The organism is Bacillus sp. FSL K6-1284, from assembly GCF_038002625.1.
GTDB classification, from domain to species: Bacteria; Bacillota; Bacilli; order Bacillales; family Bacillaceae; genus Bacillus; species Bacillus paralicheniformis.
The window spans coordinates 2347316-2363976 of record NZ_JBBOCW010000001.1 but is presented as its reverse complement, the minus strand read 5'-3'; the positions used below and the strand labels follow the sequence as shown (position 1 = coordinate 2363976).

The following is a 16661-nucleotide window of genomic DNA, read 5'->3' as shown; positions in this document are numbered from 1 at the left end:
CACATGAAATATGATCTGCATGAACTAGAGCTGCCTGAAAAAATAAAAGAGCGGCTGATTCAGTCTGCCGCTAAACCTGTTGCCGCGGAATACCAATCATTGATTGGAACGCCCGGTTATGAAGCGGAAGACAGCGCCATTCTCTATGACGCGATGATCGCGCTGTCACTCGGAAAAAACGTTTTGTTAAAAGGCCCGACAGGCTCCGGAAAAACAAAACTTGCCGAAACGCTCTCCGCTTATTTTCAAAAACCTATGCACAGTGTCAACTGTTCTGTGGATCTTGATGCAGAGGCGCTTGTCGGTTACAAAACGATTGAAAACACCAACGGGAACGCCTCTATTGAATTTATCGAAGGTCCTGTGACAAAAGCGATGAACAACGGCCATTTCCTATATATTGACGAAATCAACATGGCGAAACCGGAAACGCTGCCGATCTTAAACGGGGTGCTCGATTACCGGAAAATGATGACCAATCCGTTTACGGGGGACGTCATCAAAGCGAAAGAGGGATTCGGCGTGATTGCAGCGATAAACGAAGGCTATGTCGGAACGGTCCCGTTGAACGAAGCGCTGAAAAACCGGTTTGTCATTATCGACGTGCCCTACATTAAAGGTGACCTGCTGAAGCGGGTGCTTGAAACACAATCCGAACTAAAAAATCAGAAGCTGCTGAACCGGTTTGTTACCCTGTCATCGGACTTAATGACGCAGGCTCATAATGGACAGGTTTCTGAAGAGGCCGCTTCCATCAGAGCGCTTCTCGATACTTGCGACCTGTCGACATATATTCCGCCGCTGCGAGCGATCGAACGCGGCATCGTTGAAAAGCTTGATGATGAACGCGAAAAAGCGGCGGTCCGAAATATTGCCCAGACTTTGTTCGAATGAGGGTTTTTTTATGAAGTTTATTAAATTCAATGACAGCAAGATTGACTCTCTGCTTTTTATGGAGCTGACAGATCTCGCGAAAACGCTCGCGAAAAGCGATCAGGTTGAAGTGGAGTACGGGGTTCAGTCTTACTACAATCCTTTTGAGAAAAAGATCTACATGAGCCATTTTTGGAAAGACCGGAACCACCGGGATATGGTAGACGGTTTGAAAAGCGATGTATACTTGCGGTCAATCGGCTCCCGTTACAGCTCGATGAAAGACTTTTCCCGCATGCTTGACGCGACTCGGAAATATCATTTTAAGAGTTTGGCAAAACAGTTGTTTATGCTTTTTGAAGATATCAGAATCGAAGAGTTCATCAAGAGGGAGCGGCCCGGTACAAAACCGGTATTTTCGAGCCGGAAATCAATGTACCGGAAACATTTTGCGACCCAGTTGACGCTGAATCTGGAGCGGAGCATTTTTACAGATGCTTTGTTTTGCGCTGTATATCTTAAGCTGACCGCGGAGTCGCCGCTTGATGAGATACCGGCTATCCATGAATCGGTCGATCCGATGAAGGGATTTATAGAAGCCGAGCTCGCCCGAGTATTCGAAGCGCGTTCAACTGCTGACATCGTCTCGATTGTAAGCGGGCTGATGGAAGGTTTTGAAGAGGTGCTCGAAAAAGATATGCTTAATACGTACTTCTTTTTTCCGGAATTGGAATACGAACAAGTTGACGAAGAAGCGCTTTTTCAAGATTTGAAAGCAAAACCGAAGCTGAGCGAGGATCTGACGCTTGAAGAGAAAAGTGCGGGTGATGAGGAAGTTCATGAAGAAGAAATGCCGACTTGGCACAGAGAAACGGAAGCTCCGGCGAAAAGCTTTCTCCAGTTTGATTTGGAGCACGGTGCAAAAACCGATATTTCCGGCGGGGCTTTAAGAGAAGGCGAAGACGGCGACCAAGCGCTCGGGTCAGTTCAGGGAACGGCGAAGCAGACGAAAAGAAAAGACTATTCAAAACTTGAATCGCTTGAATCTGTTCAAGATGAGCCAAACGGCGGCGCCGCACCAGCCGGCAAAGAAAACCGCTATGCGTTTTCGGTGATGAAGCCTCCGGAAAAACCTTCTAACGAAGACATATTAGACTACCAGGCTCAAGCAAAAACAATCGAATCGTATCAAAAACGGCTCAAGCAGATGATTCAAAAAACGCTCGAGCATAAAAAAACGCTCCCGAGAACCGATTTGCATGCAGGCAGATTGAACAATAAACTGCTCCGTTACTTTACAGAGCGCAATCCGCGCCTCTTCTATAAAAAGCAAGAACCGTCAACAGAGATCGACGCCGTTTTTACATTGCTCGTCGACTGTTCAGCAAGCATGCATGACAAAATGGCCGAGACGAAACGGGGCATTGTCCTGTTTCACGAAGCGCTTAAATCTGTTGCTGTCCCTCACCAAATCGTCGGTTTTTGGGAAGATACGAACGATGCGACAGAGACGAGCCAGCCCAATTACTTTCATACGGTCGTCTCTTTTGCGGATTCCTTAAAAGCAGGCGCCGGACCGCATGTCATGCAGCTTGAACCGGAGGAAGACAACCGGGATGGATATGCGATCAGACAGATGACAAAGATGCTTGTTCAAAGAAGCGAAGTTCAGAAGTTCCTGATTGTCTTCTCAGATGGGGAGCCGGCCGCATTCGATTATGAACAAAACGGGATTGTCGATACACATGAAGCCGTTATGGAAGCGCGGAAACGAAATATCGAAGTCATCAATGTATTTTTATCAAACAGCGAAATCGAAGAATCGCAAATCAAGACGATACAGGACATGTACGGAAAGTACAGCCTTTTCGTCCCGGACGTCGATCAGCTTCCCGATGTTCTGTACCCGCTTTTAAAAAAGCTGTTGAACAAAAGTATAGGCTAGATATGACAGATGGCAGCAATACTCGCGGCCATCTGTTTTTAATCGTAGAAACACAGTGAAATATTGAAATTTTTATTATTTTTATCAACTTAATTTTTTGCGGAGCACATCGGGATGTTAAAAAATAGACGGTCAGGGGAAATATGTGAATAAATAATGAGCCGGTTTAAAAGAATTCGGTCTGAAAGTTCAAAATTATAAAATTTTTTATTTTTCAAGATGATTTTTTAATTTTATTTGAACAATCTGTGTAGAAACAAATGAGAAACAGTGGTAAAATGTACGTGGAAGCGTTTTTATTACATATTTCTGGGCGTAAGGTTCAGAAGATATATTAAGATAGTGAATCATTCACTTGATTATTAGGTTGGGGGTAATGTTCAAATGTTTCAAAATAGTATGAAACAAAGAATGACTTGGGAAGAATTTCACGGTCCGAACCTCGGCTATGTGCTGGAGCTTTACGATCAATACGTCAAGGATCCAGAAAGCTTGGATGCTGATTTAAAAGAGATGTTTGACGAACTTGGAGCTCCCCCGGGCGATATAAGGGCCGCCTCTCTAAAAAACGAAGAGGCAGATTTCACGGCTGGATCTATTCAAAAAATCGCATCAGTGATAAAACTCGCAGAAGATATTAGAACCTATGGCCATTTAAACGCTTCCGTCAATCCACTGAGAAAAACACAAGAGAAACAGGAGCTTTTTCCTCTTGCTGAGTACGGGTTAACTGAGCAGGATGTAAAAAAAATTCCGGCGTCTGTCATATGCAAAGATGCCCCTCAAGAAGTAACGAACGGTTTAGAAGCCATCCAGTACTTGAAAAACACATACAAAAAATCGATTTCTTTTGAATTTGACCATGTGCACATTTTTGAAGAGCGCAACTGGCTGATGAAAAAGATCGAATCCGGGGAATTATTCGCCCCGAAATCGAAAGAAAAGCTGGTGGAAGTTTTAAGAAGGCTGACAGAAGTTGAAAGCCTTGAACAGTTTCTCCACAAAACCTTTGTCGGGCAAAAACGCTTTTCAATAGAAGGACTTGATGCGCTTGTGCCCATGCTGGATGATATTATCGCCAAGTCCGTTTCGGCAGGTACGACAAACGTTAATATCGGAATGGCGCACAGGGGCCGCCTGAACGTTCTTGCGCATGTGCTCGGAAAACCTTATGAAATCATTTTTTCTGAATTCCAGCATGCGCCGAACAAAGATCTCGTTCCGTCGGAAGGTTCGACAGGGATCAATTACGGCTGGACGGGTGACGTAAAATATCACCTCGGCGCCAACCGTCAGATTCAGGATGAGCATACGAAAACGGCGCGCATTGCGCTCGCGAACAATCCGAGCCACCTGGAGTTCATCGATCCGATCGTTGAGGGATCGACAAGAGCCGCCCAGGAAACGAGAACGGAGAGCGGCTATCCGCTTCAAGACGTTAAAAAATCGCTGGCGATTCTGATTCACGGCGATGCGGCATTCCCAGGGGAAGGCATTGTCGCGGAAACGCTGAATTTAAGTCAGCTTAAAGGCTATCAGGTGGGCGGAGCGATTCACATTATCGCCAATAACATGATCGGCTTTACGACGGAAAGCAATGAGTCAAGATCAACGAAATATGCAAGCGACCTTGCAAAAGGTTTTGAGATTCCGATCGTCCACGTCAATGCGGATGATCCTGAAGCATGCCTTTCAGCGGTTCAGCTCGCTGTTGAATACCGCATGACTTTCAACAAAGACTTTTTGATCGATCTGATCGGCTACCGCCGTTTCGGCCACAATGAAATGGATGAGCCGTCTGCAACGCAACCGATGCTGTATGATGCGGTCAGAAAGCACCCGACCGTCAAGAACATCTTTGCTGAAAAGCTGATTCATAACGGGATCGTCGATAATGAAACCGTCGACAAAATCGGGGACGCTGTCATGAAGCGTTTAGAAGAAGCGTATCGCAAAGTGCCGGCCAAAAAGGAAGATATGACGCATGAAATCGTTCTTCCGGAACCTGTTTCCAACGGTTTTCCTGATGTTGACACGTCGGTTGATGTTGAAACTTTGCGGAAAATTAATCAGGAGCTTGTTTCATGGCCTGAAAACTTCAACGTTTTCGATAAGCTAAAGCGAATCCTCGAAAGGCGCGCCAAAGCGTTCGACGATGACCGAAAAGTCGACTGGTCGCTTGCAGAGGCGATGGCTTTTGCATCCATTTTGAAAGACGGCACACCTCTAAGGCTGACCGGGCAGGATTCAGAACGTGGCACATTCGCACACCGCAACCTTGTCCTTCACGACAGCAAGACAGGGGACGAATTCATCGCACTGCATCACCTTGCAGATACGAAAGCGTCATTTGCGGTTCACAACAGCCCGCTTTCTGAAGGATCCGTCCTTGGCTTTGAATATGGATATAACGTGTCTTCGCCGGAAACGATGGTGATCTGGGAAGCGCAGTTTGGAGACTTTGCAAACGCGGCGCAAGTGTACTTTGATCAGTTCATTTCTGCAGGAAGAGCGAAATGGGGACAAAAATCAGGGCTCGTTGTTCTCTTGCCGCACGGCTATGAAGGGCAGGGACCTGAGCATTCAAGCGGAAGAACGGAACGCTTCCTTCAGCTGGCGGCGGAAAACAACTGGACTGTCGCCAACTTGACGAGCGCTGCCCAGTACTTCCATATTTTAAGAAGGCAGGCGAAGATGCTCCTTCGCGAGGAGATCCGCCCGCTGATCATCATGACGCCGAAAAGCCTGCTGAGAAATCCGAATACCGTATCAGAAGTGCAGGAGCTCAGCGACAGCAACTTTAAGCCGGTCTATGAAATGTCAGGACTTTCCCATCAGTATGACAAAGTGACGCGCCTCGTCCTTTCAAGCGGTAAAGTTTCGATTGACATCAGCAGCCATTTCAATAAAATGGAAGGTGAAAAAGATTGGCTGCACATTGCAAGGGTTGAAGAGCTGTATCCTTTCCCTGCAAAGCATATTAAAGCGATCTTCAGCAAACTCCCGAATTTGGAGGAGATTGTCTGGGTACAGGAAGAACCGCAAAATATGGGTGCATGGAACTATATCGAGCCTTATTTAAGAGAGATTGCTCCAAAGGACGTGAAGGTCCGCTATATTGGCAGAAGAAGACGTTCAAGTCCGGCAGAAGGGGATCCGACGGTTCATAAAAAGGAACAGGAACGCATTGTATCTGATAGCTTGACTCGCAAAAATTAAGGGGGAACTAAAAAATGGCGGAAATTAAAGTACCTGAATTAGCGGAATCAATTTCAGAAGGAACGATAGCCCAATGGCTGAAACAACCGGGAGATTATGTAGAACAAGGGGAATTCCTGCTTGAGCTGGAGACTGATAAAGTCAACGTTGAATTGACGGCAGAACAGTCCGGCGTTCTTCAGGAAGTGCTGAAAGATTCCGGTGACACGGTTCAGGTCGGCGAAATAATCGGAACGATTTCAGAAGGCGAAGGAGAAGGAGGCCAATCAACGGCTCCTCAAGCTGACGCTCAAGAAAGCGCCGGCGCTTCGGAAGAGAAGCCAGCCACGTCTGAAAAGACAGCCGAACCTCGCGAAAGCGCGAACGATGAGGCGGATACAACCAAAACAAGGACAATCGCTTCTCCGGCTGCCCGAAAGCTCGCCCGTGAAAAAGGCATCGATTTATCGGAGATTCCTACCGGTGATCCGCTCGGAAGGGTCAGAAAGCAAGATGTTGAATCTTATCAGAAGAACGAGCAGCCGCCAAAAGCTCAGCCTGAACCAAAACGCGAAACACAGGCGCCGGCTGCTAAACAAACCGAAAATGCAGGTAAACCGGTTGAGCGTCAAAGAATGTCCCGCCGGAGACAGACGATCGCCAAACGCCTCGTTGAAGTTCAGCACACCGCCGCTATGCTGACGACATTCAACGAAGTGGACATGACGGCGGTCATGAACCTAAGGAAACGCCGAAAAGATCAATTCCTTGAGCAGCATGATGTAAAGCTCGGATTCATGTCATTCTTTACAAAAGCTGTGGTCGCCGCGCTGAAAAAATATCCGCTCCTCAACGCGGAAATTCAAGGCGACGAGCTTGTGATCAAACAATTCTATGACATCGGAATCGCTGTTGCTGCGCCGGATGGCCTCGTCGTACCGGTCGTTCGGGATGCAGACCGCAAAACCTTTGCTGATATTGAAAAGGATATCGGAGAGCTTGCGAAGAAAGCGAGAAACAACAAATTGTCGCTCAACGAGCTTCAAGGAGGCTCCTTTACGATCACAAACGGAGGAACGTTCGGATCACTGTTGTCGACTCCGATTTTGAACAGTCCGCAAGTTGGTATTTTGGGCATGCATAAGATCCAGCTGCGCCCTGTGGCAATTGATGAAGAGCGTTTCGAAAACCGCCCGATGATGTACATTGCATTATCGTATGACCACCGGATCGTCGACGGTAAAGAGGCAGTCGGCTTCCTGGTTACGATTAAAAATCTGCTTGAAGATCCTGAACAGCTTCTGTTGGAAGGTTAAATCAAGAAAAAAGCTTTGGCCGCATGTACGGTCAAAGCTTTTTGTTTATCATCTGCGGGGCAGGAGAATAATTGTTATTCTTCTGCTTATTTGCTTTCTTGCTCCAGTATGTCGCAAGCCATGAGCCTGAAAGGTTATGCCAGACGCTGAAAACAGCGCTCGGGACAGCGGAAAGAGGAGAGAAGTGCGCCGTTGCCAATGCTGCACCGAGACCCGAATTCTGCATGCCGACCTCAATGGACACGGCTTTTTGTGATGCATAATCCATTTTAAAGCACTTTGCCAAAACAAAGCCAAGGAAAAGGCCGAGGCCATTATGAAGAACGACGACCGCAAAAATCAACAGCCCTGATTGAATAATGTTTTCCCGGTTGCCTCCGACGACCGCGGTGACGATGGCGACGATGCCGAGAACAGAGACGAGCGGAAGCACCTGCACCGCTTTTTTCACTTGTTTTGTAAAGAAAAATTGAACGATCAGCCCGGCGATAATCGGGAGCAGCACCGCCTGTAAAATCGACAAGAACAGTGAGCCCGGAGATACCGGAAGCCATTCTTTTGCGAAAAATAAAATGAGAAACGGCGTTAAAAAAGGGGCAAGCAATGTGGAAACCGTTGTAATCGCCACTGACAGGGCGATATTCCCCTTCGCCAAAAATGTCATGACGTTTGATGCCGTTCCCCCGGGACAGCATCCCACTAAAATGACCCCAACCGCTATTTCGGAGGGAAGCCCGAGTCCATAGGCCAGTCCAAAAGCGAGCAGCGGCATGACCGTATATTGAACCAGCACACCGATCAGCACATGCAGGGGACGTCTCAGCAGCTCTTTAAAATCGTCCGCTGACAATGTCAATCCCATGCCAAACATAATCACGCCAAGCAGGATGGTAATATAAGGGGTGATCCAGGTGAATTGCGTCGGAAAGGCAAAGCCGAGAACCGCAAACAGAATCACCCAAATGGCGAACGTTTTTCCTGCAAATTGACTGATTTTGATCAAATAACTCATAAGTCCAGCTCCTCACATCTGTAGAAAATATAACATCCTCTTATTATAATTAATATTCTGAATAATTCAATACTTGTAAAATTCGAATTTGTTTTAAATAATATTATTATGTAAACTGAAAGAAATGTTTGAAAACCTTGACGAATTCATTTATGCTTTTTAAAATGATAGTTTGTAGCCATATGCAATTAGACCGAGAAGAAGAGGTGCTTAAGTGGAAAATCAACAAAATATATGGTCATCAAAGCTTGGATTTATCTTAGCTTCGGCCGGCTCGGCAATCGGGCTCGGCGCGATATGGAAGTTTCCTTATGTCGCCGGAACAAGCGGCGGCGGAGCATTTTTACTTATGTTTATTCTTTTTACTTTATTGATTGGGCTTCCGTTATTAATGGCGGAGTTCATTATCGGCAGAAAGACTCAAAAAGATGCCGTTGAATCCTATAAGGAGCTGGCGCCCGGCTCGCTTTGGCATTGGATCGGCCGGCTCGGCATTATCACGTGTTTTATTCTGCTGTCTTTCTATAGTGTTGTCGGCGGCTGGATCATCATTTATATTATCAAAGGACTGACCGGCGAACTGTCAAGAAGCACGGATTATGCAGGTCTTTTCGGAGAGACAATTGCAAATCCGTATCTCGTTCTTGCGAGCCAGTTTGCATTTATCATGATCACGATTCTTGTTGTTGCAAAAGGGGTCAGAAGCGGAATTGAAAAAGCGAGCAAGTTTATGATGCCTGCTCTGTTCGTTATTTTTCTGCTTTTGATCATCCGTTCGCTTACACTTCCCGGTTCAATGGAAGGCTTGGAATTTTTCTTAAAACCTGATCTTTCCCATATCACAGCCAAAACGGTGCTGTTTGCGCTTGGACAATCCTTTTTCTCGCTGAGTGTCGGTGTTTCCGTTATGGTAACGTACAGCTCTTATTTATCGAAAAAAGAAAACCTTGTACAGTCGGCCGTTTCAGTGACATTGCTCAATGTATCTGTAGCGATTCTTGCCGGGTTTGCGATTTTTCCGGCCGTTTTTTCATTCGGATTATCTCCTGATGCCGGCCCGATGCTGTTATTTAATGTGCTGCCGTCAGTCTTTCACAAGATGCCTTTGGGAATCGTCTTTTTATTGGCGTTTCTGCTCTTATTTTTATTTGCTACACTGACGTCCGCATTTTCAATGCTTGAGATCCTTGTTTCTTCCTTATCAAAAGGGGATCCTAAAAAAAGACAGGCTTTCGCTTGGGCCGGGGGAATTGCGATTTTCCTATTCGGAATTCCTTCAGCATTATCATATGGCGTGCTTCAGGATGTATCGATTTTTAATCTATCTATTTTTGATGCGGCGGATTACCTTGTCAGCAATATTTTAATGCCGCTCGGCGCTTTGCTCATCGCCGTTTTTGTGCCGCTCAAAATCCCGAAAGAAGAGCTTTTTGCCGAATTGAGGGAGGGCTCTAAAATCAGCAGAAAATGGTTTGCAGCATGGCTTTTGCTGATCCGCTACGCCGCTCCGATCGTTATTATTGTCGTCTTTTTGGACGTCATTGGCGTATTTTAAAATTGAATTGTTTATAAGGCCGGATTTGTCCGGCCTTTTTTTCATGCAGACAGTTTGTCAACGGTACTTTCTTTTCTCTCTGTGAAATGGCAGCGGTATGACCGGCAAGGGAAGTGTTTGATTAATCGGCTTTTTTCTGCGCAGACATATTAAAAAGGCCTGCCGGTGAATTCGTTTTTGACGATTTTACCGGCAGGCAGAAGAGGGGGATACTTTGACTTTGATTAAGGCATGCGGAATGTTACAGTTTGGCCGTTTCGATCAAACCAGCCTTTAAAGGCCCAGTTAATCCAGCCGCCGTCTCCCTGGTTTGTAAATTGTCCGCTTTCAAATACCCAAATGCCGTAAATCACGCCATGATAGTTGGCAGATCCATAAAATTTTACTCCTCTTAAACCATTTTGATAGCCTTGACTTAAGTTAAATACCATGACATTGTATCTTTGCCCAGCAGAATAAAAAGCGGTTTCCATGCAGTTTTTGACGAAACCGCTGCGGTTGGAGCTTTGAACGATAGCATCTCTAATCGAGTTTCCGATTCCTAAAAGATCGAGGTTGATGTTGAGATTAATAGCGGAAGTTTTAAACTGTTGTTTTTCCTGGTCCAATGACTGATTGAGAGATGTGGGTATAGACATAGAAGGCAAGGTTGTAACAGAACTGTCCGTATGCTTTGATTCTTTCGCTTCTGATAAGTACGGCAAACAAGTCAAACCGAGCATTAAGGCTGTAAAGAAAGCAAACATTTTTTTCATGATTTACCCTCCTAAAATAAATTTGCCATTTTCGAAAAACTGACCGGCTGAATCAGACAAACATCGACAGTTTGTTCATTTATTCCCTCCCTTCTTGTAGAATAGCTTAACGATTTTTGGAATTAGAAGAATGAGAAAAAACGACTATTTTCCAAATAAATCAAAAAATGTTCACATTCCATACTTAAGGCACAAATTTGGGATATATTGATAGACTGTTGAGATTCAGTATTTCATAAAGGGATGATCAAAATAGCAGATTCAGAAGGATGTATGGTTGTGGGGATTCTCTTCCGACTCCGCCTCGCCAATCTTCGTGTAGCGGTCTTAACAATCCTCAAGAGAAACTGGGATATTTAAACTTTTATTTGTTATCTTATTACAGACGATAGAGGGTTTAAGGGATATAGATACGGTATTGAGAGTGATAAGGTATCGGCACTTTCGCTCGATTCGGCTAGTGTCGACGGCTGCCTGGTGCAGAGAAGAGAAAGGTGCGAGAGGAAAGACTCGTCCGCTTTTTGAGGCAAGGCTTTGACGGGGAGGCCGATGTCCGGCGCAACTACCGAAACAAAAGAGGACTTCAATAGTTGAAGTCCCGCCATTGAATTTGAATCAGAAGGGCTCCCATAGAACGCGCTTTGCTGTCGCAAACCGCCTTTCAGGTTCTCTCCAGTCAACGACATTCCACCAATTATCGACGTATTTTGCCCTTTCATTTTTATATTGAAGGTAGTATGCGTGTTCCCATACGTCGAGCGGGAGAAGGGGGATCACATCCCATTGGCTCATCAGCTGATGTTTTTCTGCGATCAGAATTTCCAAGCGGTGTGAGCGAGGCGCCCAGACAAGGATCGCCCAGCCCACGCCTTCCACCTTTTTCGCCGCTTCGGAAAATTGTTCTTTAAAGGCCGAATAGCTGCCGAAAGAACGGTTAATCATTTCCAGCAATTCGCCTGTCGGCCGCCTTTTTCCTTTTGGATGCATCGCGTACCAAAATATCGTGTGCAAATAGTGCCCGGCTCCGTGGAAGGCGAGCTCTCTTTCCCAGTGGTTTACAAGGTCGAATTGTTTGGTTTGCCTTGCTTTCTGCAGTTCTTTTTCAGCTTTGTTCAAGCCGTCGACATAGCTTTGGTGATGTTTTGTATGATGAAGAAACATAATTTCTCTTGAAATATAAGGCTCAAGGGCTGAATAAGAGTAGGGCAGGCTTGGCAGGCGATGGCCTCCGATCGGCACTGTTCTGAATGGCTGCCGGCCGGCTTGAGACGCATCACTGCGGGAGATGGCTTGATACACGGCTTCTGCCTGTTCATACCATTCCTGTTCGGTCGCACGAGGATCATCCAGTGATTGAAAAAGTTTTTCTAACTGGCTTTCTATAGAAGGATCATCTTTCATCTGGTCTTTCAGACCTTTGGCCCATGACGCTATTTTTTCTTTGTAAGCATTCAATATGTCTCCCTCATTTCCGCTTTTTTAATAAATGCGCTTGAAGCGAGCAATGAAAACACAAAAGGATAACTGTGATAGCGGATGTAGAATTGTTTCGGCAGCCCGATTCCCGTCGGGTATTCGAGTCGCTCAGGCGAGCTTTCGTGATCATCGGTGAGAAAACGAATCCCTTTTAAGATCTTAGGGTCATCCGGACGCTCATATTGCAAAAGCGCCTCCAGCGCCCATGAAGATTGAACAACTGTTCCAAAGTGAAGAGGGACAAAACGCTTCGCTTCACAGCTTTTGCAAGATTCTCCCCAGCTTCCGTCTTCAAGCTGGATCGATTTAAGCCAGGAGACCGCTTTTCTGACAGACGCGTGATTGCGGGAAATTCCGACGGCTTTCATTCCGGTGAGTGCGGCCCATGTCCCGTAAATAAAGCAGACGCCCCATCTGCCATACCACGAACCGTCAGCTTCCTGATGGTGATCAAGCCACCTTAGAGCGCGTCTGACTGCGGGATGGTCATCTGTCAACCGCTCTTTAAGTCCGAGCAGATGAAGAACGCGCCCAGTCAAGTCTGCCGTTGACGGATCGACTGCTGCGTCAGCGGCAGATTCGAGCGGCAGATGTCGGAGGAGCGGATGGTCAACGTTTTTTTCAAATGCTGAAAACCCCCCATCCTTGTTTTGCATTGATAAAAGCCAGGTGAGCCCCCGGTTCCAGGCAGCCGGACGCCTTTGAAACGGAATTGCTTTTAATGCCGCAGCGGTATCGTCCAAATCGGGATTGTTTGTATTGATGTGTGAAAAACCCCATCCTCCCGGTGCCGCTTGAGGGTTTGAGACCGCCCAGTCCGCTTTTTTCACATGCTGTCTTTTGAGAAGGTAGTCCGCTGCCGATGAGATGGAAGAATGTTGTTCAGGTATTCCGGATTCCTGCATGGCAAAGCTGATGAGCGCGGTGTCCCAGACAGTGGAAGTTGAGTTTTCCAAATGGAAGCCTTCCTCTCCGCATGAGGAAATAAGGCTTTTGATTCCGCCGACTGCTTTTTTAACAACGGGGGCGTTTTTTGATATTCCCATCGCTAGCAGGCTGTAAATCATGAACATGGTCGCGCTCGCATAGCTGTATAGTGTTCCGTCTTCTTCGATTCTGTCCAGCATATATTTTTTGCCCGCTTCAAATCCGAGCTGATGAACATAAGCCGGCCATTGAAAGAGCTGTTTCCATTGCAGATTGAAAGAATAGAAGGTTCTCTCGTCAAAAGAGCGGATGTTCAGCCATTCAAGAGGATTTTTTGACATGGCTTCATCCAGATGCCGAAGCGAGCCGATTTGGTTGTTTTTTAAAGAGAATCGTCGATTAAACGTAATGGCCATCGGGACAAAATGAATTCTTGCGTATGTGCTGAAATGGTAAAAATGCAGCGGGAAATAGGGCGGGATCAGTAAAAACGAAAGCGGAATATAGGCTCTCGGCCATGGATACAGCCCGTTGGCAGCGAGCATCCACTTCGTCATAAAGTGCACATTCTTCAAACCGCCTGCTGCCTTAATAAACGCCTCGGCTTTCTGCATATGCGCATCTCTCCGGTCATAGAGCCCCGAAGCCAGCATCCCGGTATAGCCCTGGACTGTCGCGGTCAAATTGCCTGCCGTTTCATCCGGATGATTGCGAAACGCACCGTCTCCGCTCTGCTTCGAACGGATTCGTTCAGCAAGACTTGTGATGAGAGAAGAGTCCTGATCGCCAAGTGAGGTCAGCATCAAAATGAAAAAGCTGTCTGTCATCACGGGCCCTTCAAAACAAAACCGCCATGACCCATCAGGTCTCTGTCTATTTTGAAGCTTTGCGAGCGTCTTTTGTCTGAAAGCTTTCACGTCTTCTAGTAAAGAACGCAATCTTCTCATCTCCTTCATTTTACTGTATTCATTTCGGAAATGTGTCATGCCAACCGGATGAAAACAGAAGAACAGCGATTTTGAATATGTGATGAGCATACAGAGGCATTCGTCAGCGCGGGCATGCGTGAGCATGATCAGGAAATCATGAATATCTTCGTTTACCTCTGTTCCATTATCAGGTATTGTAAAAAGAGAGACCTTAGAAACAATGTTTGGGGGATGTTGCTGAATGAATATTGAACAGATCCTGTATGACACCGCAGTCGAATTGATCAAAAAGAGGTATCCGACCGGATGGGGCGGGGCAGCCGCCATGTATACCGAAGACGGGAGAATCTTGACGAGCGTAGCGCCGGAAGTAATCAACGCTTCAACCGATTTATGCATTGAAACGGGCGCCATTCTCGAAGCCCATAAATATCAGGCAAAAATTACGCACTCTGTTTGTGTCGTGAGAGATGATGAACATTCCGAATGCAAGGTATTAACGCCGTGTGGGGTATGCCAGGAAAGACTTTTTTATTGGGGGCCGGATCTTAAAGCAGCTGTAACTGTACCGGATGGGCGTCTGCTTTATAAATCTTTAAAGGAAATACAGCCATACCATTGGTTTGCTGTGTATCAAAAGTAGCAGGGGAGGGGCGTTCGATGTTCGAGTGCCGCAAGGTCTATCTCAGACCTGTTGAAAAAGGCGATATGGAGAGCTTTTACAAAGCTGTTCAAAATGAAGACATCAGATATATGACGGGCACGACGCGCGAATTTACGATGGAAGACATTTATGAGCACTACGAGAGAATCACAAGCGATGAGACGCGCTATGATTTTGCCGTCTGCTTAAAGGAGGACGATCGCTTGATAGGCGATCTGTCCATCATTGACATCGACCGGACGAATCGAAAAGCAGGGTTTAGAATCGCTTTGCACAGCCCCGCTTATTTGAACAAAGGCTATGGTCCTGAAGCGGTGCGGCTGGCCATGCAGTTTGCATTCGAAATGCTCGATCTTAACCGCCTTCAGCTCGAAGTCTTTTCACACAATAAGCGCGCGCTGAAAGCATATGAAAAAGCCGGATTTAAAAGGGAAGGTACGGTTAGGGATGCTCTTTATATGAATAAACAGTACTCAGATGAAATCATTATGGGGATATTGAAGCGGGAATACGAAGAGCTGATATCCCGCTGAATCAGAGGGCGCGCAGCATGTTATTCTACTGAGCGCCGCTTTGTTCATTTTTATTTTTCAATCTTTGCTGAACGGCTGTAAATGCCGCCGGCAATCAGCGCCATTGTCATCGAATATCCACAGCAGCTTCATCGTTCTATTTGCCTTGCAGACTGGCTGTACGTTCTCACATCCCGCACGAAAAATGTGACAGCGGCTGTTCCGGCATATAATACAGCGGCAGCGATAAATACGCTTTGCACCCCGATCAAGTCCGCCAAAGCCCCCATAATGGCGATTGTTAAGACAGACCATGCAGTCAAAATAGTATTTTTGGCGGCGTTGACCGGTGCACGCTCTTCATCTGTCAACGTATCTTGAAGGATAACCGTCTGGCTGACGTCTCTTACTTGATAAAGCGGACCCATCATGATACAGAGGATGACCGAAAGGAGGGGATTTGACGAATAGGCGAATAAAAGCGTTGTGATTCCCATTGAAACAGAACCCAAGACAATCATGAGGCCAAGCCTTTTCTTGAGCTGGTTGGAAAAGAGCACAGCGAGAATGCCGCCCAAAATCGCTCCCAAAAAATAACCGGCATTGATGAATCCCCACCAAGCCTCCCCTTTATTTAGCACCTCTTTCGTAAAAGCCAGCAAAACGGCGGAAGTCCAGACCGCATTTGCTAAACCTTCTGACATGTCCATCATCGTAAGCAGCAAAACGGTTTTCTTCCTGTATACAGTGCGCCAGACTGATTGTGTGCGGGTTTTTTGACGAGGGATAACCGCTGTTTTCAAATCCGGCAATTTGATTAAAAGCCCTGATACGAAAAAGAGTCCTGCTGTAAACACTGTCAGCGTGTGAGTTTGGGCCAAAACGGTTAAATAGCCGCCGAGCCCCCAGCCTGCTGCCTGAACAAACTGATTGACCGTTACGATGCTTCCCGATGCCGCCACGTAATCGCGCTTTTTAATCGCTTGATACAGTAAACCTAACTGTGCGGGGGAATACCAGGAGCCGACAAAGCTTTGCAAAAACAGCAGCATATAAATGATATAAGAGGGTAAGCCCAGCGATTGACATAAGCCGATGCATAATGCGCAGACCGCTCTGAACCATGTTGAATAAGCGGCTGTTTGCAGCAGGTCGAGGCGCTGAATAGCAAAAGCAGCCATCGCTCCTCCTAATACACTGCCAAACGAGGATAAAGCCAAAACCAGACCCGATTCGAATACAGAGTTCGTTTCCTTAAACACATCGACCATGACGATGATCGTCATCAAAATCGACCCGACAGCCTGTGCTGTTTGTGACGCCCATATGTATCTAAAACTTTTTTGATTCCAGAGGGTTTTGCCAAGAGAGGAAGAATACACGGTTTTATCATTCCAGTCGACTTAAACTATCATCTATTTTACCATATGTATCTATAAATGTTTACTTCTATAAAAAAGAAAACCGCCCTGATCGACAGGGCGGCTGCAGAAACTCAT

General features: G+C 46.3%; 12 protein-coding genes. 7 read left to right on the top strand and 5 right to left on the bottom strand.

Going from position 1 to position 16661, the window contains the following annotated elements; all coding sequences use genetic code 11:
* Nucleotides 1–3: 3 nt before the first annotated feature.
* The 4 genes from MHB72_RS12055 to odhB all read left to right on the top strand — a co-directional run bounded on the left by MHB72_RS12055 (nucleotide 4) and on the right by odhB (nucleotide 7332).
* The gene (locus MHB72_RS12055; RefSeq protein ID WP_023857357.1) at nucleotides 4–894 is read left to right on the top strand and encodes an ATP-binding protein; all 891 of its coding nucleotides are present in this window, start codon (nucleotides 4–6) and stop codon (nucleotides 892–894) included.
* A 10-nt stretch (nucleotides 895–904) separates the two neighbouring features.
* A complete protein-coding gene (locus MHB72_RS12050; RefSeq protein WP_216920229.1) occupies nucleotides 905–2818 on the top strand; it encodes a nitric oxide reductase activation protein NorD in 1914 nt (637 codons plus the stop codon).
* Nucleotides 2819–3202: 384 nt separating this feature from the next.
* A complete protein-coding gene (gene sucA / locus MHB72_RS12045) occupies nucleotides 3203–6037 on the top strand; it encodes a 2-oxoglutarate dehydrogenase E1 component (protein WP_023857355.1) in 2835 nt (944 codons plus the stop codon).
* 14 nt (nucleotides 6038–6051) lie between these two features.
* Nucleotides 6052–7332: a 2-oxoglutarate dehydrogenase complex dihydrolipoyllysine-residue succinyltransferase gene (gene odhB, locus MHB72_RS12040; RefSeq protein ID WP_020451819.1), complete on the top strand. Its 1281-nt coding sequence runs from the start codon at nucleotides 6052–6054 to the stop codon at nucleotides 7330–7332.
* Between the two features lie 31 nt (nucleotides 7333–7363).
* Here the strand turns inward: odhB and MHB72_RS12035 are convergent, their stop codons facing one another.
* Nucleotides 7364–8344 (bottom strand): bile acid:sodium symporter family protein, encoded by a 981-nt coding sequence (locus MHB72_RS12035; protein ID WP_023857353.1) that lies wholly within the window; start codon nucleotides 8342–8344, stop codon nucleotides 7364–7366.
* A gap of 214 nt (nucleotides 8345–8558) precedes the next feature.
* Between MHB72_RS12035 and MHB72_RS12030 the strand changes: the two genes are divergently transcribed.
* Nucleotides 8559–9899, top strand: coding sequence for a sodium-dependent transporter (locus MHB72_RS12030; protein WP_216920230.1), 1341 nt, complete (start codon nucleotides 8559–8561; stop codon nucleotides 9897–9899).
* A gap of 224 nt (nucleotides 9900–10123) precedes the next feature.
* Here MHB72_RS12030 and MHB72_RS12025 read toward each other — a convergent pair whose 3' ends face one another.
* From MHB72_RS12025 to MHB72_RS12015, 3 genes are all read right to left on the bottom strand, one after another.
* The gene (locus MHB72_RS12025; RefSeq protein WP_079289258.1) at nucleotides 10124–10654 is read right to left on the bottom strand and encodes a stress response protein YvgO; all 531 of its coding nucleotides are present in this window, start codon (nucleotides 10652–10654) and stop codon (nucleotides 10124–10126) included.
* A gap of 615 nt (nucleotides 10655–11269) precedes the next feature.
* On the bottom strand, nucleotides 11270–12055 hold the full coding sequence (locus MHB72_RS12020; RefSeq protein ID WP_224067368.1) for a superoxide dismutase: 786 nt from the start codon (nucleotides 12053–12055) through the stop codon (nucleotides 11270–11272).
* Between the two features lie 50 nt (nucleotides 12056–12105).
* On the bottom strand, nucleotides 12106–14004 hold the full coding sequence (locus MHB72_RS12015) for a terpene cyclase/mutase family protein (protein WP_436967733.1): 1899 nt from the start codon (nucleotides 14002–14004) through the stop codon (nucleotides 12106–12108).
* A gap of 223 nt (nucleotides 14005–14227) precedes the next feature.
* On the opposite strand from MHB72_RS12015, the gene MHB72_RS12010 reads away from it, so the two are divergent.
* Nucleotides 14228–14629, top strand: a complete 402-nt coding sequence (locus MHB72_RS12010; protein ID WP_216920234.1) for a cytidine deaminase — start codon at nucleotides 14228–14230, stop codon at nucleotides 14627–14629.
* A 17-nt stretch (nucleotides 14630–14646) separates the two neighbouring features.
* Nucleotides 14647–15183: a GNAT family N-acetyltransferase gene (locus tag MHB72_RS12005; protein ID WP_216920236.1), complete on the top strand. Its 537-nt coding sequence runs from the start codon at nucleotides 14647–14649 to the stop codon at nucleotides 15181–15183.
* Nucleotides 15184–15311: 128 nt separating this feature from the next.
* Here MHB72_RS12005 and MHB72_RS12000 read toward each other — a convergent pair whose 3' ends face one another.
* A complete protein-coding gene (locus tag MHB72_RS12000) occupies nucleotides 15312–16544 on the bottom strand; it encodes an MFS transporter (protein ID WP_340902814.1) in 1233 nt (410 codons plus the stop codon).
* Nucleotides 16545–16661: the final 117 nt, after the last annotated feature.

Coding starts and splice junctions, on each gene's coding strand:
- MHB72_RS12055 (WP_023857357.1), top strand. CDS start 4: ATGAAATATGATCTGCATGAACTAGAGCTGCCTGAAAAAATAAAAGAG.
- MHB72_RS12050 (WP_216920229.1), top strand. CDS start 905: ATGAAGTTTATTAAATTCAATGACAGCAAGATTGACTCTCTGCTTTTT.
- sucA (WP_023857355.1), top strand. CDS start 3,203: ATGTTTCAAAATAGTATGAAACAAAGAATGACTTGGGAAGAATTTCAC.
- odhB (WP_020451819.1), top strand. CDS start 6,052: ATGGCGGAAATTAAAGTACCTGAATTAGCGGAATCAATTTCAGAAGGA.
- MHB72_RS12035 (WP_023857353.1), bottom strand. CDS start 8,344: ATGAGTTATTTGATCAAAATCAGTCAATTTGCAGGAAAAACGTTCGCC.
- MHB72_RS12025 (WP_079289258.1), bottom strand. CDS start 10,654: ATGAAAAAAATGTTTGCTTTCTTTACAGCCTTAATGCTCGGTTTGACT.
- MHB72_RS12020 (WP_224067368.1), bottom strand. CDS start 12,055: ATGAAAGATGATCCTTCTATAGAAAGCCAGTTAGAAAAACTTTTTCAA.
- MHB72_RS12015 (WP_436967733.1), bottom strand. CDS start 14,004: ATGAGAAGATTGCGTTCTTTACTAGAAGACGTGAAAGCTTTCAGACAA.
- MHB72_RS12010 (WP_216920234.1), top strand. CDS start 14,228: ATGAATATTGAACAGATCCTGTATGACACCGCAGTCGAATTGATCAAA.
- MHB72_RS12005 (WP_216920236.1), top strand. CDS start 14,647: ATGTTCGAGTGCCGCAAGGTCTATCTCAGACCTGTTGAAAAAGGCGAT.